The organism is Streptomyces cinnabarinus (assembly GCF_027270315.1).
Lineage (GTDB): Bacteria > Actinomycetota > Actinomycetes > Streptomycetales > Streptomycetaceae > Streptomyces > Streptomyces cinnabarinus.
The window spans coordinates 7,840,394-7,857,192 of the sequence record NZ_CP114413.1 but is presented as its reverse complement, the minus strand read 5'-3'; the positions used below and the strand labels follow the sequence as shown (position 1 = coordinate 7,857,192).

At 71.7% G+C, this 16,799-nt stretch carries 18 protein-coding genes; 11 read left to right on the top strand and 7 right to left on the bottom strand.

The window, feature by feature from the left end:
- Positions 1-177: 177 nt before the first annotated feature.
- The 3 genes from STRCI_RS35455 (at position 178) to STRCI_RS35445 (ending at position 2,331) form a co-directional block, all read left to right on the top strand.
- Entirely contained in the window at positions 178-792 is a 615-nt protein-coding gene (locus STRCI_RS35455; protein WP_269663069.1) for a hypothetical protein, read from the top strand.
- A 16-nt stretch (positions 793-808) separates the two neighbouring features.
- Positions 809-1,573, top strand: coding sequence for a bestrophin-like domain (locus STRCI_RS35450; protein ID WP_269663068.1), 765 nt, complete (start codon positions 809-811; stop codon positions 1,571-1,573).
- A gap of 224 nt (positions 1,574-1,797) precedes the next feature.
- Positions 1,798-2,331: a hypothetical protein gene (locus tag STRCI_RS35445; protein WP_269663067.1), complete on the top strand. Its 534-nt coding sequence runs from the start codon at positions 1,798-1,800 to the stop codon at positions 2,329-2,331.
- 126 nt (positions 2,332-2,457) lie between these two features.
- Here the strand turns inward: STRCI_RS35445 and STRCI_RS35440 are convergent, their stop codons facing one another.
- Positions 2,458-2,943 (bottom strand): hypothetical protein, encoded by a 486-nt coding sequence (locus STRCI_RS35440; RefSeq protein WP_269663066.1) that lies wholly within the window; start codon positions 2,941-2,943, stop codon positions 2,458-2,460.
- A gap of 342 nt (positions 2,944-3,285) precedes the next feature.
- On the opposite strand from STRCI_RS35440, the gene STRCI_RS35435 reads away from it, so the two are divergent.
- Positions 3,286-3,948, top strand: a complete 663-nt coding sequence (locus tag STRCI_RS35435; RefSeq protein WP_269663065.1) for a class F sortase — start codon at positions 3,286-3,288, stop codon at positions 3,946-3,948.
- Between the two features lie 33 nt (positions 3,949-3,981).
- Here the strand turns inward: STRCI_RS35435 and STRCI_RS35430 are convergent, their stop codons facing one another.
- The gene (locus STRCI_RS35430) at positions 3,982-4,830 is read right to left on the bottom strand and encodes a polysaccharide deacetylase family protein (protein ID WP_269663064.1); all 849 of its coding nucleotides are present in this window, start codon (positions 4,828-4,830) and stop codon (positions 3,982-3,984) included.
- Positions 4,831-5,006: 176 nt separating this feature from the next.
- Here STRCI_RS35430 and STRCI_RS35425 point away from each other — a divergent pair, with 176 nt between their 5' ends.
- Positions 5,007-5,468 (top strand): universal stress protein, encoded by a 462-nt coding sequence (locus tag STRCI_RS35425; protein ID WP_269663063.1) that lies wholly within the window; start codon positions 5,007-5,009, stop codon positions 5,466-5,468.
- Between the two features lie 160 nt (positions 5,469-5,628).
- The gene (locus STRCI_RS35420; protein ID WP_269663062.1) at positions 5,629-6,132 is read left to right on the top strand and encodes a hypothetical protein; all 504 of its coding nucleotides are present in this window, start codon (positions 5,629-5,631) and stop codon (positions 6,130-6,132) included.
- A gap of 97 nt (positions 6,133-6,229) precedes the next feature.
- Here the strand turns inward: STRCI_RS35420 and STRCI_RS35415 are convergent, their stop codons facing one another.
- On the bottom strand, positions 6,230-7,045 hold the full coding sequence (locus STRCI_RS35415; protein WP_269663061.1) for an alpha/beta fold hydrolase: 816 nt from the start codon (positions 7,043-7,045) through the stop codon (positions 6,230-6,232).
- A gap of 72 nt (positions 7,046-7,117) precedes the next feature.
- On the opposite strand from STRCI_RS35415, the gene STRCI_RS35410 reads away from it, so the two are divergent.
- Entirely contained in the window at positions 7,118-7,591 is a 474-nt protein-coding gene (locus STRCI_RS35410; RefSeq protein WP_269663060.1) for a MarR family winged helix-turn-helix transcriptional regulator, read from the top strand.
- Positions 7,592-7,604: 13 nt separating this feature from the next.
- Here STRCI_RS35410 and STRCI_RS35405 read toward each other — a convergent pair whose 3' ends face one another.
- Complete coding sequence (locus STRCI_RS35405; protein ID WP_269663059.1) at positions 7,605-8,753, bottom strand: CapA family protein; 1,149 nt, start codon at positions 8,751-8,753, stop codon at positions 7,605-7,607.
- A 211-nt stretch (positions 8,754-8,964) separates the two neighbouring features.
- Between STRCI_RS35405 and STRCI_RS35400 the strand changes: the two genes are divergently transcribed.
- The 3 genes from STRCI_RS35400 (at position 8,965) to STRCI_RS35390 (ending at position 11,010) form a co-directional block, all read left to right on the top strand.
- Positions 8,965-9,513 (top strand): sigma-70 family RNA polymerase sigma factor, encoded by a 549-nt coding sequence (locus tag STRCI_RS35400; protein WP_269663058.1) that lies wholly within the window; start codon positions 8,965-8,967, stop codon positions 9,511-9,513.
- Positions 9,514-9,649: 136 nt separating this feature from the next.
- Positions 9,650-10,165, top strand: coding sequence for a hypothetical protein (locus STRCI_RS35395; RefSeq protein ID WP_269663057.1), 516 nt, complete (start codon positions 9,650-9,652; stop codon positions 10,163-10,165).
- A gap of 191 nt (positions 10,166-10,356) precedes the next feature.
- Entirely contained in the window at positions 10,357-11,010 is a 654-nt protein-coding gene (locus tag STRCI_RS35390; RefSeq protein ID WP_269663056.1) for a zf-HC2 domain-containing protein, read from the top strand.
- A gap of 4 nt (positions 11,011-11,014) precedes the next feature.
- On the opposite strand, the gene STRCI_RS35385 is transcribed toward STRCI_RS35390, so the two are convergent.
- The 3 genes from STRCI_RS35385 to STRCI_RS35375 are packed head-to-tail and all read right to left on the bottom strand — an operon-like array spanning position 11,015 to position 15,220.
- Positions 11,015-11,878, bottom strand: coding sequence for an Fpg/Nei family DNA glycosylase (locus STRCI_RS35385; protein WP_269663055.1), 864 nt, complete (start codon positions 11,876-11,878; stop codon positions 11,015-11,017).
- Between the two features lie 33 nt (positions 11,879-11,911).
- Positions 11,912-13,999 carry a SpoIIE family protein phosphatase gene (locus STRCI_RS35380; RefSeq protein ID WP_269663054.1) on the bottom strand — a complete coding sequence of 696 codons (2,088 nt, stop codon included), beginning with the start codon at positions 13,997-13,999 and terminating at the stop codon, positions 11,912-11,914.
- Between the two features lie 60 nt (positions 14,000-14,059).
- A complete protein-coding gene (locus tag STRCI_RS35375) occupies positions 14,060-15,220 on the bottom strand; it encodes a DUF6777 domain-containing protein (protein WP_269663053.1) in 1,161 nt (386 codons plus the stop codon).
- A gap of 143 nt (positions 15,221-15,363) precedes the next feature.
- Here STRCI_RS35375 and STRCI_RS35370 point away from each other — a divergent pair, with 143 nt between their 5' ends.
- Entirely contained in the window at positions 15,364-16,785 is a 1,422-nt protein-coding gene (locus STRCI_RS35370; RefSeq protein WP_269663052.1) for a lipase maturation factor family protein, read from the top strand.
- Positions 16,786-16,799: the final 14 nt, after the last annotated feature.

The window sequence follows — 16,799 nt, the reverse complement described above, 5'->3', positions numbered from 1 at the left end:
CGGCGCAAATTTCTTTCCAAAACCTGTGATCACTCCCGCCACTCGCACAGGTGACCGGGGCGGCGGGCGCCCGGTGGGCCGCCCATCAAACCGCCCGCCGCCGCTGTCCCTCATTCGGGGCAATCCACCCGAGCAGAAAGGATTCTGGACCGTCGGCGGACCTCAGGATCCTGAGTCGTGCATGGACCCGAATCGACCCATTCCGCCCTCGCCGCCCGGGTATTGGCACTGCTGGCCCTGAGCTGGCTGCTCGTGGGGGCACCGGCCGCCCCGGCCGCGGCCGACGCCTGCGCGTACGCCTCGACCGGGCCGGGCGGCACCGAGGCGGTGGCGGTCGCCGGGAGCGCCACCTGGCTCACTCCCCCTTCGTGCCCGCCACCGACGCCACCCCCGCCTCCCCCCACGCCCTGCCCGACCCCGACGCCCCCACCCGAACCGCCGAAGCCCACCCCGAAACCGCCCCCGAAGCCCACCCCCGAGCGGCCCAGGCCGACACCACCACCGCCCCCCACCCCGACCCCGAAACCGCCGCCCCCGGCCCCCGCGCCCGCGGCGCCCCGCCCGCAGCAGGCCCCGCCCCCCGCACCCACCCCACCGCCGCCGAGCCCCGAGCCGACCCCGACGCCGTCGGCCGAGCCCGCCCCGCGTCCTTCCGTGGCCCCGGTGCACTACCCGCGCCACCGCCCCGCGCCCAAGCGGCCGCCCAGCCGCGGTGCCACCGCGCCCCTCACCTTCGTCCTGCTCATCGCCGCGCCCGCGATCGTCGCCGTCGCCGCGCTGCGCCCGCGCTGATCCCTGGAGGCATCCCTTGCCGGAATGGCTTGTTCTCACCCTCGCGATGGTGGCCGCCTGCGTCGTGGTGATCATCATCACGTTCGTCCGTCATCGCACGGCGGCGGACGACGAGGACCCCTCCGAGACGCCGGACGTCATCGAGTACATGACGATGTGGATCGGTGTCGTCTACGCCATCGTGCTGGGCCTGGCCATCGCGGGTGTGTGGGAGGGACGCAGCGCGGCCGAGGACCACGTCCAAGCCGAGGCGATCGCCCTGCACGAGGTCTCCGAGCGGGTCCGCGTGTATCCGCCCGAGGTGCGTGACCGTATTCGGGAGGATGTCAACGCCTATGTCGGACACGTCGTCACCGTCGAGTGGAAGACAATGGCCGACCGCAGCGAGGTGACCGACCGGGGCGCCGAGCTGCTCCAGCGCGTCCGGGAGGACGTCACCGACTACGAACCGCGCACCGACTTCGAGGCCCAGGCCTACCAGCCGATCGTCGACCAGGTCGCCGCCGCCGACCAGGCACGCAACGCCCGCGCCGGCGCGACCGGGGAGACCATGCCGGGGGTGGTGTGGTTCGGGCTGATCGCCGGGGCCGTGATCACCATCGGGATGATCCTCGCCCTCCAGATCCGGCGAACACCCCGCGAGCTGATCCTCGCCGGGCTGTTCTCCGCGCTGATCGCCTTCCTGCTCTTCCTCATCTGGGACTTCGATGCGCCCTACAGCCGAGGCGTCACGGCGTCCGCGGAACCGTTCCTGAACCTCTTCCCGGACGCCAAGGGCTGACGGCGGCTCACCCGGGCGGCACGCCGGGGGCGGGGGCGACACACCGTCGCCGTCCCCCGGTCGCGGGAACACCTGTCCCCTGAGCGGCCCACACGCTTGCCCCATTCGTACGACTGCGTTCGCGCAGATGTGCGCACCTTCCTAGCGTTTCGATCATCGAGGTGCATTTCTGGCGCAAGCGGAAAAGGTCCGCAGCTGCTCCTCGGGGACCCGGAGGAACCACCATGCGCGCGATACGCGTCGCTTCGGCCGCACTGCTGGGCCTGACGGCCCTGACCTTCACCGCGCCCGCCGCCCAGGCGAAGGGCGAGGACAACATCACGCCGTTCGGCTTCAGCGTCCTGCCGTCCACCATCGCGGCGGGCGGCCAGGTCACCCTGCGGATCGAACGGGACGGCGGCTGCAAGGGACCCGCCACGGTCAACTCCGCGGTCTTCGACACGGTCACCATCCCGCCGGGCCAGTCGCACGCGACGGCCGTCGTGGACTGGGACGCCAAGCCGGGGGCGATGTACAAGGTCATGTTCACCTGTGACGGCGCCGGCGGATCCACGGATCTGACCATCGCCGGCGGCCGGCCCACCGGCCACCCGATCCCGCAGCCGCTCGTCCCGCCGCGCGGAGTGCACGCCGGTGAGGGCGGCAGCGTCGCCGGGTTCGACCTCAAGGAGATCGGTCTCGGTGCCCTGCTCATCGCGGGCTCGATCGGGGCGGCCTACCGCCTCTCCCGCAAGCGCACCTCGGAGGAGAGCAGCTGACCCCCGCCGCCGCGCGCACAGGCCTTCGCCCCGGTCCCCCCGCGAGGGGGGGCCGGGGCGAAGGCCTTCTTCGTTGACGTGCGATCCCCGAAGAGCGCCGGAATCAGCTCCGGACGGAGCGGCGGATCAGATCCGCTTCTCGGACCGGCGGCGCATCCAGAACAGCCCGCCACCGACGACCGCGGCGGCCACCAGACCGCCGCCGATGGCGATGTCGGTCGGCGTGGCCCCGGAGGTGGAGCTGCCGCCGATACCGCCCTGCACACCGCCGATGACGGTGAAGGCGGCCGGGCGGGTCAGGGTCTTGCCGTCGCAGGTGACGGTGATGTCGTGCGTGCCGGGGCGCGCGTTGGAGTTGATCGTCGCCGTGCCCTTCGAGGTCTCGTTGGCGCCGTGGATGGGCGACAGCGAGGTCGAGGGGAAGGCGTTGGAGGTCGCGGTGCCGCCGTTCCGGCAGCCGTCGACGGTGATGGTCAGCTGGCCGCCGCGGGCGATGACGCTGGGCAGGGCGACGATATTGCTGGGGGTGTCCCACGCGACGGCCGCCGGGGCGGCGAGCCCGAGGGCGGCCACCGCCGCCGCTGACACCGCCAGGGCACGAGAGTTACGCATCTGATCCTCCGCGGAAGACGCCCCGGGAACGGTCCCCGGTCGATCGGCGAGAAAGCGCCTCCCAGAAAAACCCTCAGATGCCCAGCACAGGGCCGCATTTCGAGAATGGTCCGTCCTGGTGAGCGGACACGCCGAAGGAAAACCGCACAATCGGATATTGCCGCAGGTCACGGACCGTCAGAAATTTCCTGGTCACGGCAACTCGGATGGCGCACCAAGGATTGCCGAACGGAGTCCGGGCCACCCGTTCGCAGTCGCACCCGTCGCCGGTTCCGCGCACGGCGCTTAGCGTTCCCGTATGCGCGAATGACGGGGCGACGGCCGCGTCGAGAGGGGAAAAGAATGATTGGGTCCGAGCTGGCCGAAGAGGAGGAGCGGCGGAAGAAGCGCGCTCCTTGGGGCGTGATAGCGCTTGTTCTGCTGACCGGCCTCGCGCTCATTCGGAATGGTTCGGGGGAGTTCGACGTGGGCCCGCCGCAGCCCGCGTCGGCCGCGGCGGCGGACAGCCGGTTGCCGGGCGGCACCTTCGCGAACGCCCCCGACCCGCTGCCGTACGCCGTGCCGGACCGGGTGCGGATCCCGGCGATCCAGGTGGACGCGCCGATGATGCCGGTGAGCCTGGACGCGAACGGCTGGGTCGACGCGCCGCCGCCGGAGGACCCGAACCTGGCGGGCTGGTTCACCGGTGCCGTGTCGCCCGGCGAGAAGGGCACCGCGGTCGTCGTGGGGCATGTGGACAACAGCCAGGGGCCCGCCGTGTTCTACGGGCTCGGCGCCCTGAAGAAGGGAAGTCGCGTCGAGGTGGCGCGCAAGGACGGAAAGACGGCCGTCTTCGAGATCTACGGCATCGAGGTCTTCGAGAAGAACGACTTCCCCGGCGATCGGGTCTACGCCTCCAAGGGCACCGCTGAATTGCGGGTCATCACCTGTGGCGGCGGTTTCTCCAAGCAGAGCGGCTACGCGGGCAATGTGGTCACCTTCGCCCGCCTGGTCGAGGTCCGCTGAGCGTGCCCCGGCCGGGCGGGCGAAGGGCGCCCCTCAGGTGTACTGCCGCCGCGGGACGGTGACGTGGTAGCCGGAGTCCAGCAGCTCGGGGAGATAGTCCCGCAGGGCGCGGACACTCTGGGAACGGTCCCCCCCGGCGTCGTGCGAGAGCACCACGACGCCGGGGGCGGCGCCGTTCCCGACCCGGTCGACGATGGTCCGGGTGCCGGGGGTGGTCCAGTCGAGGGTGTCGACGGTCCAGGCCAGCGGTTCCATGCCGAGTTCGGCGCCGAGCTGGAACGCGGCGCGGTTCCAGGCGCCGTAGGGCGCGCGGAACCACTGGGGGCGTTCGCCGGTGGCCTCCTCGACGACATCGCTGGTGCGTTCCATCTGGGAGCGGATCTGACGGCGGGTCAGCCGGGTGAGAAGCGGGTGGGACCAGGTGTGGTTGCCCACGACATGGCCCTCCTCCGCCATCCGGGCCAGCAGGTCCGGGCGGGCGGCCGCCATCTCCCCGCACACGAAGAACATCGCGCGTACGTCGTACTCGGCGAGGGTGTCCAGGACGGCGGGCGTATAGCGGGGGTCGGGGCCGTCGTCGAAGGTCAGCACCATGGTCCGGCCGCGGCCGGTCATCCGCAGCAGCGGGGTGTGGCGGACCGGGACCCGGCGGGGCGCCGCCCGGGGCGGGCCGTAGCCGGTGAGGGGCTGGAGTCGGTAGGCGGAGGGCTTGAACGCGCGGCGCGCCGGGGGGCCCGCGGCGGGGGCGGCGGTCCTGACCGGCTCGGCGTCGGTGCCCAGCGCGATCAGACCGGCGGTACCAGCGGCGCCGACAGCGGCGACACCGGCGAACAGGGCCCGGCGCCGGGTGAGCAGCCGGGTGAGCAACTGATCCTTCTGCATGACTCATCAGTCGCCCGGCCGGCCACCGACGCACCACGACGACACTGAACCGGCCGCACGATTCCACCCGCCCGGCCCATGACGGACCGTCAGCAAGGCGGCACCCCAGCGCATCGAGGGTGCCGTCGAGCCGCCCCTCGGCGGCGGGACCTGCGGGTTCCGATAGCCTCGGCGGCGTGACGGAACAGCACGCGCACCGGTTCGAGCGGGGTACGGACGGGCCGAAGGTCATCGTGGTCGGGGTCGACGGCTCCGACTCCTCACTGCGGGCCGCGGCCTACGCGGGCGGGCTGGCCCGGCGGCAGCACGCGCTGCTGGCCGTGGTGTACGTCCAGCCGGTGATGGCGGCGGGCGCGGCGCTGGGGGCGCCGGTCGCGGAGGTGACCGACGAGATCGCCGAGGATCTGGTGGCGCAGATCCGGGAGGCGACCGAGCGCACGAAGGGGATATTCGATGTGCGCTGGGAGTTCCACACCTTCCGCGGTGACCCCTACAACGGCCTGGTGAAGGCGGCCGACGATCTGAAGGCGGACGCGGTGGTGGTCGGCGCCTCGGAGCAGGCGGGGCACCGGATCGTGGGGTCGGTCGCGATCCGGCTGGTGAAGGCGGGCCGCTGGCCGGTGACGGTCGTGCCGTAGGACGCCGTCCCGGCACGAGCGCCGGCCGCCCGCAAGGTCCTTTCGGCCCCCATCCTGCCCCCGGGCGACTCTGGCTCGCCGAGTCCGCGCCCGGGACGATCAGGCAGACGTCTCACTGGGCAGGTTCCCTGGGAGACCGGGAGAAAGGACGGACGCCAGGGTGATCGCTGTTGTGGGACATCCCGACCTCAGCGCCTCGACGCTTGAGCTGGTGGAGGAGGAACTGCGCTCCCGGCTGGCAGGTTTCGCCAGGGCGGGCAGGGCCGGGCTGGTCCGTGCGGGGAAGGGACTGCCGGTGGCGTTCGGCCGGGCCGCCCGCAAGGCGGGGCTGGCCCTGGTGACGGTGCTGCCGTCGCACCACGACGTGCCCGCGCCGCTGCCCGAGCCCGACCGGAAGGCGGCCGGTGAGCTGCTCCTGCTGTCGGAGCAGGTCCGGCTGGTGGAGTACGACCCGGACGACCGGGGCGCCTGCGTGGCCACCGACGAGAGCCTGCTGCGCAGTTGCACGCATGTCCTGGTGGTGTGGGACGGTTCGCCGTCGAACGGACGGGACGCCACAGCCCATCTGGTGGCCTACGCCCGCAGCCACGGAATCGACGTCGAGGTGCTCTGGCCCACGGGGCCGGGAACGAACCGACGGTGGGCCCGGTCGTTGCCCGCGTAGGAGGCAGAAAAGACAGCGCTGTGCCCGCGGTTACCGGAAGCGGGCACAGCAGCCTCAGCATGTAGGGAGTTGCTAAATTTGGCAATTCAGCCTTCCCTCATACGGAGCGCAGGAAGTCCAGCAGGATCCGGTTGAACTCCTCGGGCTTCTCCAGGTTGAGGTAGTGACCGACGCCCTCGATGGTCTCGGTGCGGCCGTCGGGGACGGTACGGGCGAGGCGCTCGGCGGCGTCGAGCAGCTCGGCCGGTTCGAGGGTGCCGTTGAGGGCGAGCAGCGGTACGTCGATCTTCGGCAGCCGGGACCAGGAGTCGGTCACCCGTACGTGCCAGTCCGTCTCGCCCGGCGTGTGCTTGGTGATGGTGTGCAGGGCCATCTCCCGGAGCCGCTCCATGATCCGCGGGTCGATGTCCGCGGCGCTCCGGTGCTCGCCGGGCACCACCCGCAGGAAGGCGGCCAGCCAGCCCTCGAGGTCGCCCGCGCCCAGGGTGCGCGCGTACTCGGCCCCGATCTCCTGGGTCCAGGGGTCCTGGTACTGGAAATCGCCGGTCGCCGCACCGCAGGTGACAACGGCTCGGACGAGTTCGGGGTGTTCCAGCGCCGTGTCCGTGACGATCACGCCGCCCATCGACACACCGACGAGGACGGCGGGCCCGGTGTCGAGATGGCGGAGCAGGGCGGCGAGGTCGTCGGGCCAGCGGAACGGCTCGGTCGCGTTGGCCGAGAAGCCGTGGCCGCGTACGTCCGGGGCGATGACCCGGTAGCGGCTCGCGAGCGCCGGTATCTGGTCCGCCCAGAAGCGGTGGTCGACGAACCCGCAGTGCAGCAGGACGACCGGGTCGCCGGAGCCGGTGTCGAGGTAGGCGAGGTCACCGTCGGCGGACGGGAAGAAGCGGAGATCAGCAGCAGCAGTCATGACAACTAAGGTGTCATCTTCTTGGCGCTTTGACAACCCGGTTGTCATGATGGGTCGATGCATGATGTCCCGGTGAACGACAACGACACCCCGCTTCCGCCCGACGAACTCGGCCATCACGTCTCCGAGGTGTTCGACCTGATCGGCGCGCTCTACCGGCGCGGGCTGCGCAAGATCGAGCAGGGCGAACAGGTCGAGGGGGTCTCCGTCGGCGTGCGCTCCGTCCTGGTGCTGCTGCGCCGGTACGGGCCGATGACGGTGCCTCAGATGGGCCGGATCATGGCGCTGTCCCGGCAGTTCGTGCAGCGCATGGTCAACGACGCGGTGGCGGAGGGCTGGGCGGAGGTCACGCCCAACCCCGCCCACCAGCGGTCCTCGCTGATCCGGATCACGGCAGCGGGCGAGGCGCTGATCGACGCGATCCTCGCGCGCGAGCACGCCCTGAACCGGCAGGTCGGCGGCGGTCTGACCGACGCCGAGCTGCGGGCGTGCAAGCGGGTGCTGAAGGAGATGCTGAAGACCTTCGACGAGGAGGACGCGGGCTGACCACCGGGCGGTCCTACTCCCCCATCACCAGGCCGTCCTTCTCCGCGCCGCGGCTGAACACCACGTCCCGGATCCGGTCCCGCACCGCGGTGACGTCGGCCCCCTGCTTCAGCGCCTGGTTGAGGTCGACCACCCGCCCGGCGTCGATGTCGAACAGCTGCGGTACGAATTCGGCCTTGGTCACCTTCCAGCGGGCGCCCGCCCTGTCCGGCGGCGCGAAGGTGAAGCGGCCGATCGTGGACTGGTTGCCGCGCGGGTCGGGGCTGCCGCCGTGGTTGAACATCTGGCCGGCGATCTGGTCGCCCATGCCGTAGATCACCCAGGTGCCGTTGACCTTCTCGTAGGCCTGCGGGACATGGGCGTGGGTGCCGAGGATCAGGTCGATGTCGGGACGCTCGCCGGTGCGCGCGGCGGTGAGGGAGCGGGCCAGGGTCAGCTGCTGCCGGTCGGGCTCGTCCTGCCATTCGGTGCCCCAGTGCAGCGAGACGACGACCACGTCGGCGCCGGCCCGGCGGGCGGTGCGGGCGTCGGCGAGGATCCGGGCCTCGTCGATCAGGTTCACGGCCCAGGGCTGACCGGCCGGGAGCGGATAGCCGTTGGTGCCGTAGGTGTAGGCGAGGTGCGCCACCTGGGCCTCGCCCGCGCGCAGCACGGTGACCGTACGGGCCTCGGCCTCGGTGCGCGCGGATCCGGCGTGCCGTACGCCCGCCCGGTCGAGGGCGTCCAGGGTGCGGCGGATGCCCTCGGCGCCGTCGTCGAGGCTGTGGTTGGAGGCGGTGGAGCAGCCGTCGTAGCCGGTGGCGGCGAGGCCGGCGGCGACCTCGGGCGGGGACTTGAAGGCGGGGTAGCCGGTGTAGTCGCCGTCCGCGCCGTAGACCGTCTCCATGTGGCACAGGGCCAGATCGGCGCGGTCGACCAGGGGTTTCGCCCCGGCCAGCATGGGGCGGAAGTCATAGCCCGAGCCGCCCGCGTCGAAGCGGGCCCGGTCGATGACGGAGCTGTGCGGGAGGACGTCGCCGGAGGCGACGAGGGTGAAGCCACGGGCACCCGCGGCGGAGGGGGCGGGACGCCCCGGTGACTCGTGCCGGTCGGCCTGGCAGGCCGCGCCCGCGGCGAGGAGGGCCGTCAGGGCCAGGGCCACCTGTCGACTGCGTGCGATCATCACTCACCCCGATGTGGTCGTATTTACACATCAATAGGTAAGAATCGCGACGCATCGGTACCTGGTTCCGACACGCCCCTTAGCCCGTCCGGCCCAGCGCGAACGGTGGCCGGGACCGTTCGTCGAACCGTTCGTCGACGCGATCGACCGTCCGTCGCAGACCCGTGTGCGCGATCTGTCCACGGACGGCGCCCTGCGATGCCATACGGCCATGACGGCCGGAACCACTCTCATCAACGGGACGACGACCGCCGAGCACGAGCTCGCCGCACTGCAGCGGGAGCACGGCCGGCCTCTCTTCGCGCTGCTGCTCAGGCTCTGCGACGGGGACCGGCAGCGCGCCGAGGACCTGGTCCAGGAGACGCTCGTGCGCGCCTGGCAGCATCCCGAGGCCCTGCGCGCCGACGACTTCGACTCCGTACGGCCCTGGCTGCTCACCGTCGGCCGGCGGCTCGCGATCGACGCGCGGCGGGCCCGGCAGGCGCGGCCGCCCGAGGTCGGCGACGCGATCCTGGAGAACGCGCGGGTCTGTGCCGATCACGCCGAACGGGCGGCGGCGGCCCTCGATGTGCGCGAGGCTGTGAAGACACTCACTCCGGAGCACCGTGAAGTCCTGGTGCTGGTGTACTTCCAGGGTGCCAGTGTGGCGGAAGCGGCGCAGGCCCTCGGCATCCCGCCCGGTACCGTGAAGTCCCGCGCGTACTACGCGCTGCGCGCCCTGCGCAGGGTGCTTCCGGGATACGCGGCCGACCTGCGGTGAAACCAATGGCTGAGTCAAACCTCCGTAAAGCGCCTTGCTGAGGACCATGGTTGAGTAATCGGCTGTCTTCATCCGTGTTCCGCACTGGGAGCCCGGTGTCGGGCGACGCGTACGCACCGGAGGAAGGCAGGAAGGGATGCTGCACAGAGGCCAAGAGAGCACGGACGGCACCGGTGGCGGTGAACTGACCGTCCCCATGGCGTGGTTGTACGCCGAGTACATCGCCGACGAGCTGCTGCGCACCGGCGATCTGATGCCGCCGACGTCCTTCGAGTTCCGCGCCGGGCGGGACGCGCTGGCGTTGACGATCTTCCTGTCGGACACCGGTGGTGAACTCTCCGGCATCCGGGTCGTCTCCCAGCTCGACACCTGGCTGTCGCTGACGGCGTACGACCAGCCGTGGCAGGACTGGGTGCGCGAGCGGATGGCGAACCTCGCCGCCACGGCGATCGAGTCCGGGGGGCCCACGCCCGACCTGGACCTCGCCGAGGCCGCCTGGCGCTGGCTGGAGGAGACCGAGCTGCTCGCCCCCGACCTCAACGCGGTGCCCGGCGGCGGCGCGCCGGGCACCGAGGACGAGGGCCCGAAGGTGTGGACCCCGGCCTGGCAACTGGGTCTTCCGCTCGGGCACTTGGCGATCCACCTCTTCTAGACGGGGCCGCGCTCGGGGTCCGCGGAGGCCGTTCGGAAAATTTTTCCGCTACGGGACCAATCCGCCGCCCCGGCGGCTCCGAATCCGTTGGTTGCGATTCTGTGTGTGCCTTGAGTGATTCGGCGGTCACGTGCGTACCGGTGGGAGCAAGGAGTAACCCACCCCACACCCAACGGCACCGAGGATTCAGCATGAGGTCCCTGGAGAGGCATCGCGACGTCGCCGCGTACGCGCTCGGCGTGCTGGACGAGGCGGACGCCTTCCGCTTCGAGGATCACCTCATGGAGTGCCCCAGCTGTGCGGCACACGTGACGGAATTCGGGCCCGCCACCCGGCAGTTGATGCTGTACCGCCGGGCCACCCCGCGCGCCGTGCACCCGATGGCCAAGCCCGGCCCCCGGCTGCTGGACCGGCTGCTGGGCGAGATGGCGGGCCGGAGCCGGATGCGCCGCCGACGTCTGCTGTTCGGCCTGGCCGCCTCGGCGGCGGTGGCGCTGGCGTCCCCCGGGGTCGCCATGCTGACGGCGGACAGCGCGTCGGCGGCCCGCAAGGTCGACGCCACCGACGAACGCTCGGGGGTGTGGGCCCAGGTCACCGCCGAGAACGAGCCGTGGGGCACCCAGGTCGAGCTGAAGGTCAAGGACGGCGCCGGGCCCCGCGCCTGCCGGCTGATCGCCATCGGCACGGACGGCTCGGAGCAGATGGTCACCAGCTGGACGACCGCCCGCCACGACGCCCGCGAGAACACCATGATGGGCGCCGCCGCCTTCCACCCCGACGAGATCGCCCGCTACGAGCTGCGCACCTCGGACGGGGAGCATCTGGTGACGCTGGAGAGCAGCTGAGCCGCTACTTCAGCAGCCGCGACATCCTCCGGTCCGCCAGTGGCTTGCCGCCTGTCTGGCAGGTGGGGCAGTACTGGAGGGAGGAGTCGCTGAAGGAGACCTCGCGGATGGTGTCGCCGCAGACCGGGCAGGGTTCGCCGGTGCGGCCGTGGACGCGCAGGCCGCTCTTCTTCTCCGCCTTCAGACGTCCCGCCGCAAGGCCCCGTGAGCGGTCCACCGCTTCCGTCAGGGTCGTGCGCAGGGCCTCGTACAGGGTGCTCGTCTCCTGCGGGGTCAGCTTCGCGGCCAGTTTGAACGGGGACATCTTCGCCGCGTGCAGGATCTCGTCGCTGTAGGCGTTGCCGACGCCGGCGATCAGGGACTGGTCGCGCAGGGCGCCCTTGATCTGGCGGCGCTCGTCCTTGAGGAGGGCGGCGAGGCGGGGCTCGTCGAAGTCGTCCGCCAGCGGGTCCGGGCCCAGGCGGGCGATGCCCGGGACCTGTTGGGGGTCCTGGACCACGTAGACCGCCAGGCGCTTCTGGGTGCCCGCCTCGGTCAGGTCGAAGCCCTCGCCGGTCTCCAGGGCGACCCGCAGGGCCAGCGGGCCCTTTCCGGGTCTGGGCGGGCCGTCGGGGAGGCGGTCCTTCCAGTGGAGCCATCCGGCGCGGGCGAGATGGGTGATCAGGTGGGGGCCGCCCGCCGTCTGAAGGTCCAGGAACTTGCCGTGCCGGCGCACCGCGGTGACCTCACGGCCCTCGACCGCGGTGAGGGGTGGGTCGTACGTCTTGAGGACGCTGATCGCCATCGGCAGCACCCGGACGATCTCATGGCCGACCAGATGCTCGGTGAGGAAGTCCTTCAGCGCTTCGACCTCGGGGAGTTCCGGCATGGGTCCAGGGTGCCACTCGGGTGACGCAGGCTCTCAGTTCCGGCCCGGGACCATGAACTCGCACCACACGCACTTTCCGGTGCCGCGCGCTTCCACGCCCCATACGTCGGTGAGGAGCTCGACCAGGAGGAGGCCGCGGCCGGAGACGCCGTCGGCGCCTGCCTCGCGGCGTCGGGGCAGGGCGCTGGAGGAGTCCTCCACCTCCACCCGCAGGCGTACGTCGGCGCCGGTCAGGACTCGCAGGGTGACGATCGCGGAGCCCTCGGTGTGCATCAGGGCGTTGGTGATCAGCTCGTCGGCGACCAGCTCGATCTCGTCGGCCCGCTCGCCGGAGCCCCAGGCGCGCACGGCGGCGCGGATCATGTGCCGGGCCTGGGTGAGGGCCTCCGGGTCGCCCGGCGCCACATGCTGCTGGAGCCGGCCGCCGGTCTGCGGACTGGCCACACCCCGGCGGCGCAGCAGGAGCAGCGCCACATCGTCGTCGCCGCCGCGCTCCTCGGCCACTTCGATCAGCCGGTCGGCGAGCTTGCGCACATCGTCGGGGCCGTGGGCGACGAGGGCGGTCAGCGCGTGCATGCCCTCGTCGAGGTCGACGCCGGGCAGCTCCACCAGCCCGTCGGTGCACAGCAGCAGCGTGTGGCCGGGGTCCAGCTCCAGGGTCCGCACCGGGTACTCGAGACGCCCGAACTCGGCGGACAGACCGAGCGGCAGCCCGCCCTCCACGACCACCCGACGGCAGATTCCGTCGGGCTCCCGGACCAGGGGGTCGATGTGCCCGGCGCGCACCACCTGCACCACGCCGGTCGCCAGGTCCGCCTCCGCGTACAGGCAGGTCGCGAACCGGTCGGTGTCCAGCTCGTGGAGGAAGACGGAGGCGCGGGCCATCACCGTCGCGGGGGTGTGCCCCTCGGCCGCGTAGGCGCGCAGCACGATCCGGAGCTGGCCCATGACGGCGGCGGCGTGCGTGTCATGGCCCTGGACGTCGCCGATGACCGCGCCGACCCGGCCGCCCGGCAGCGGGATCAGGTCGTACCAGTCACCGCCGATGTCCCGGCCGAGGGTGCCCGCCGCGGTGCCGGCCCGGTAGCGGACGGCGATGTCGGCGCCGGGGACGCTCGGGATGGTGCGCGGCAGCATGGCCTGCTGGAGTCCGGTGGCCAGGTCCTTCTCCTGCTCGTAGAACATCGCCCGTTGCAGGCTCTGCGCGATGCTGCTGCCGAGGGCGACCAGGACGTTGCGCTCCTCGGGCGAGAAGCCGTGCCGGTCGCTGTAGAGCAGGCCCATGGCGCCGATCGGCCGGGCCTGGGCGATCAGCGGCAGATAGGCGGCCGAGGTGATGTCCAGGTCGGTGATGTGCGGCCACAGGACGGGGTAGCCGTCGGCGAACTCCTGCGGTGACTCGATGAACCGCGGGGCGAGGGTCCGGACGACCTCGCTCATCGGATACGGCTCCTCGATGCCGGTGATCCGGGTGCCGGGGACGAAGCTTCCGGCGGGGCCCTCGGCGATCAGCCGGATGCGGCCCGCCTCGACCAGCCCCATGACCAGGCTGGTGGCGCCCAGATGGGTGAGGCCGTGGGTGTCCTTCAGCACGTCGATGACGTCCTGGACGGTGCGGGCGTGCGCGAGCGCGGCCGTGGTCAGCTCGACCACGCTGGTCTGCCGGCGGCGGGCCTCGTCCAGCTGGGCCCGGTCACGGCGCTCCGCGCTCTCGCTCAGCTCCTGGGTGGCGTCCCGGACGATGCCGATGATGCGGCGCGGGCGGCCCGTCGTGTCGCGCCGGATGTAGCCCTGGGTGTGGGTCCAGCGCAGGGAGCCGTCGCGGCGGCGGATGCGGAAGTAGGCGCCGTAGTTCTCACTGCCGTCCTTCATCGCCTGGGCGACCATCGTGTCCAGGCGGTGGCCCTCCGTTATCGGGACCCGGACGGCGAGGCTCTCGGGGCGGCCGTCGTACTCCTCGGGGCGCAGGTCGAAGACCTCGTGGGCCTGGGCGTCCATGTGGAACAGACCGTTGTCCAGGTCCCAGTCGAAGCTGCCCATGCGGTTGAGCGCCAGGATCGGGTCCGGGTGGGCGGGCCAGTCGTCCGGGAGTGACAGGGCGCTCGCTCCCCGATCAACCATGGGCCCACCTTGCCAGGATTTGTCCGATTCTTCGACCGGTCGCCCGGCGACGACGTCCGTTCATCCGGTGAACACGTCCGTCGGGCTGCCGAAAATGCTCCCGGAGGCGGACGGGTCCTCCGGGACGTCGGGGATCAGCCCGCCCCCGTCGGGCAGGTCGGGCGTCTCGGGCACCGACTCGGGACCGATCTCGTCCGGGGAGTCGGGGAAGGTCTCGGGCTCCTCGGGCACGGTGGTGTCGAAGTCGGGCACGGTCGGCACGGTGCCGGTGTCCCCGGTGTCCTCCGGGGTGAGCGTGGGTGCGAGCGGGGTGTCCGTGGAGCCGGTGCGCTCGTCGGAGGGGTCCGTGCTCTCGTCGAAGGGATCAGTGCTCTCGTCGAAGGGCTCGGCACTCTCGTCGCTCGGGGACAGGCTGTGCTCCGGGAGCGGCGACAGGCTGGCCTCCGGCACGGGAGTCGGACTCAGCGGTTCCGGGCGCGGGACGGGCCGGTCGTGATGGACCTCGTGCCAGATCCGCCGTTCGATCCAGGCGTTGGTGACGACGTTGATGATCGTGATGTGGGCGATGATCCGGGGCGCCGGAGTCACCACGACGACCCGTTCGGGCCGGTAGCCGGACCACGCGCCGCCCTTGGCGCCCGGGTTCCCCGGCATCGCCCGCGGCGCCTCCAGCGGGTTGCCGCAGGCGCAGCGCACCCGGGGCAGGCCGTGGTTGTCGACGAGGACGGCGGTGCCGGCCTGGAGGACGGACTGGTAGGTGGAGGCCCCGCCCCCGCGGTACCCGTGATTGGTGACCCGAGTGTCGGCGCGCAGCACGACCGGGGCGAGACCGCGCAGGTAGTCCGGGATCCCGGCGCGGGAGATGCCCGCGGCCCCGGCGAAGGCGCGCCCCCTGCCCGCGTCGGCGGTGAGGTACCCGATCTGGCGGTGCACATCGCAGCTGCCGACGCGCTCCTGGCCGCCGTAGAGCCCCGGGGTGGACCCGGAGTAGGAGCGGACGCCGCCGGAGGCCGGCTGCGGCGTTCGGGTGACCGGCGGCGGGGTGGCCGTCGAGGTGGCGGTGGAGTCCGTGAAGGGGTCCGGCCCCGCGGCCGCGACGGGCTGGAGGAACAGCTCCTCGCTAGCCGCCGAGCCCCTGTCGCCGTCTCCGGCGCAGCCGGTGGCCAGGAGCGCCACGGTGAGCACGCAGGCCGTGACCAGGATTCCGGTGGGGGTTCGCACCTCGTTCTCCCGCCTCTCTTCGGGCAGTTCGTCACTATTGTCTGCTTCACCCACTTGGGTTACGCAACCGGAGCGGCCGGGCACACGGAGTGACCGGAGGCCGGAGGCTGTCGGCGGGACAATGGACGCGAGGAGCGCAGACCGTGGAGTGGTTCACCGCATCCGAGTACTGGCTGAGCCGGCTGGTCTTCCAGCGGGCCCTGGCCGCGCTGTATCTGGTCGCGTTCCTGACGGCGGCGCTCCAGTTCCGCGCGCTGATCGGCGAGCGGGGCCTGCTGCCCGTGCCGCGGTATCTGTCCCGGCTGCCGTTCAAGGTGGCGCCGAGCCTGTTCCACCTCCACTACTCGGACCGGTTCTTCGCGGTGTGCGCCTGGGCGGGCTGTGCGGTGTCGGCGGCGCTGCTCGCGGGCGTGGACGCGCTGCTTCCGTTGTGGGGCGCCATGCTGCTGTGGCTGGTGCCGTGGGCGCTGTACCTGTCGATCGTGAACGTCGGCCAGACCTGGTACTCCTTCGGCTGGGAGTCCCTGCTGCTGGAGGTGGGCTTCCTGGCCGTCCTGCTCGGCAACGACGAGGTGGCCCCGCCGATCGTGGTGCTGTTCCTGCTGCGCTGGATCCTGTTCCGCGTCGAGTTCGGGGCGGGGCTGATCAAAATGCGCGGTGACGACTGCTGGCGGAAGCTGACCTGTCTGTACCACCATCACGAGACCCAGCCGATGCCCGGCCCGCTGAGCTGGTTCTTCCACCATCTCCCCCGGCCGCTGCACCGCGTCGAGGCGGCCGCCAACCACGTCACCCAACTCGTCGTGCCATTCCTGCTGTTCACCCCGCAGCCCGTCGCCACGGCAGCCGCTTCCCTGATGATCCTCACCCAGCTGTGGCTGGTGCTGTCGGGCAACTTCTCCTGGCTGAACTGGATCACCATCGCGCTGGCCCTGTCCGCGCTCCGGCTCCCGGACACCGCGCCCTCGGTGCCGGACGCGCCTGTGTGGTACTCGGCCGTCGTGCTGACGGTCTCCGCGCTGCTGCTCGCCCTCGGCTACCGCCCGGTGCGCAACATGATCTCCCGTCGTCAGGTAATGAACCGCTCCTTCGACCCGCTCCATCTGGTCAACACCTACGGCGCGTTCGGCAGCGTCAGCCGGGTCCGCTACGAGGTGGTCATCGAGGGCACCGCCGACGACGTACCGCGTGCGGACTCCGACTGGCGGGAGTACGAGTTCAAGGGCAAGCCCGGCGATCCCCGGCGCTGGCCGCGGCAGTTCGCGCCGTATCATCTCCGGCTCGACTGGCTGATGTGGTTCGCGGCGCTGTCGCCCGCGTACGCGGGTTCCTGGTTCGGCACGCTGGTGGAGCGGCTGCTGGAGAACGACCGGGCCACGCTGAAGCTGCTGCGCAGCTCCCCCTTCCCGCCCGACGCGCCGCCCCGCTTCGTCCGCGCCCGTCTCTTCCGCTACCGCTACACCACCTGGCGGGAGTTGCGGGAGACGGGGGCCTGCTGGGAACGGACGTATGTACGGGAGTATCTGCCGCCGACCCGGCTGGCGGCGGAGCGCGTCCGTCCGTAACGCCGCGCCCCGGG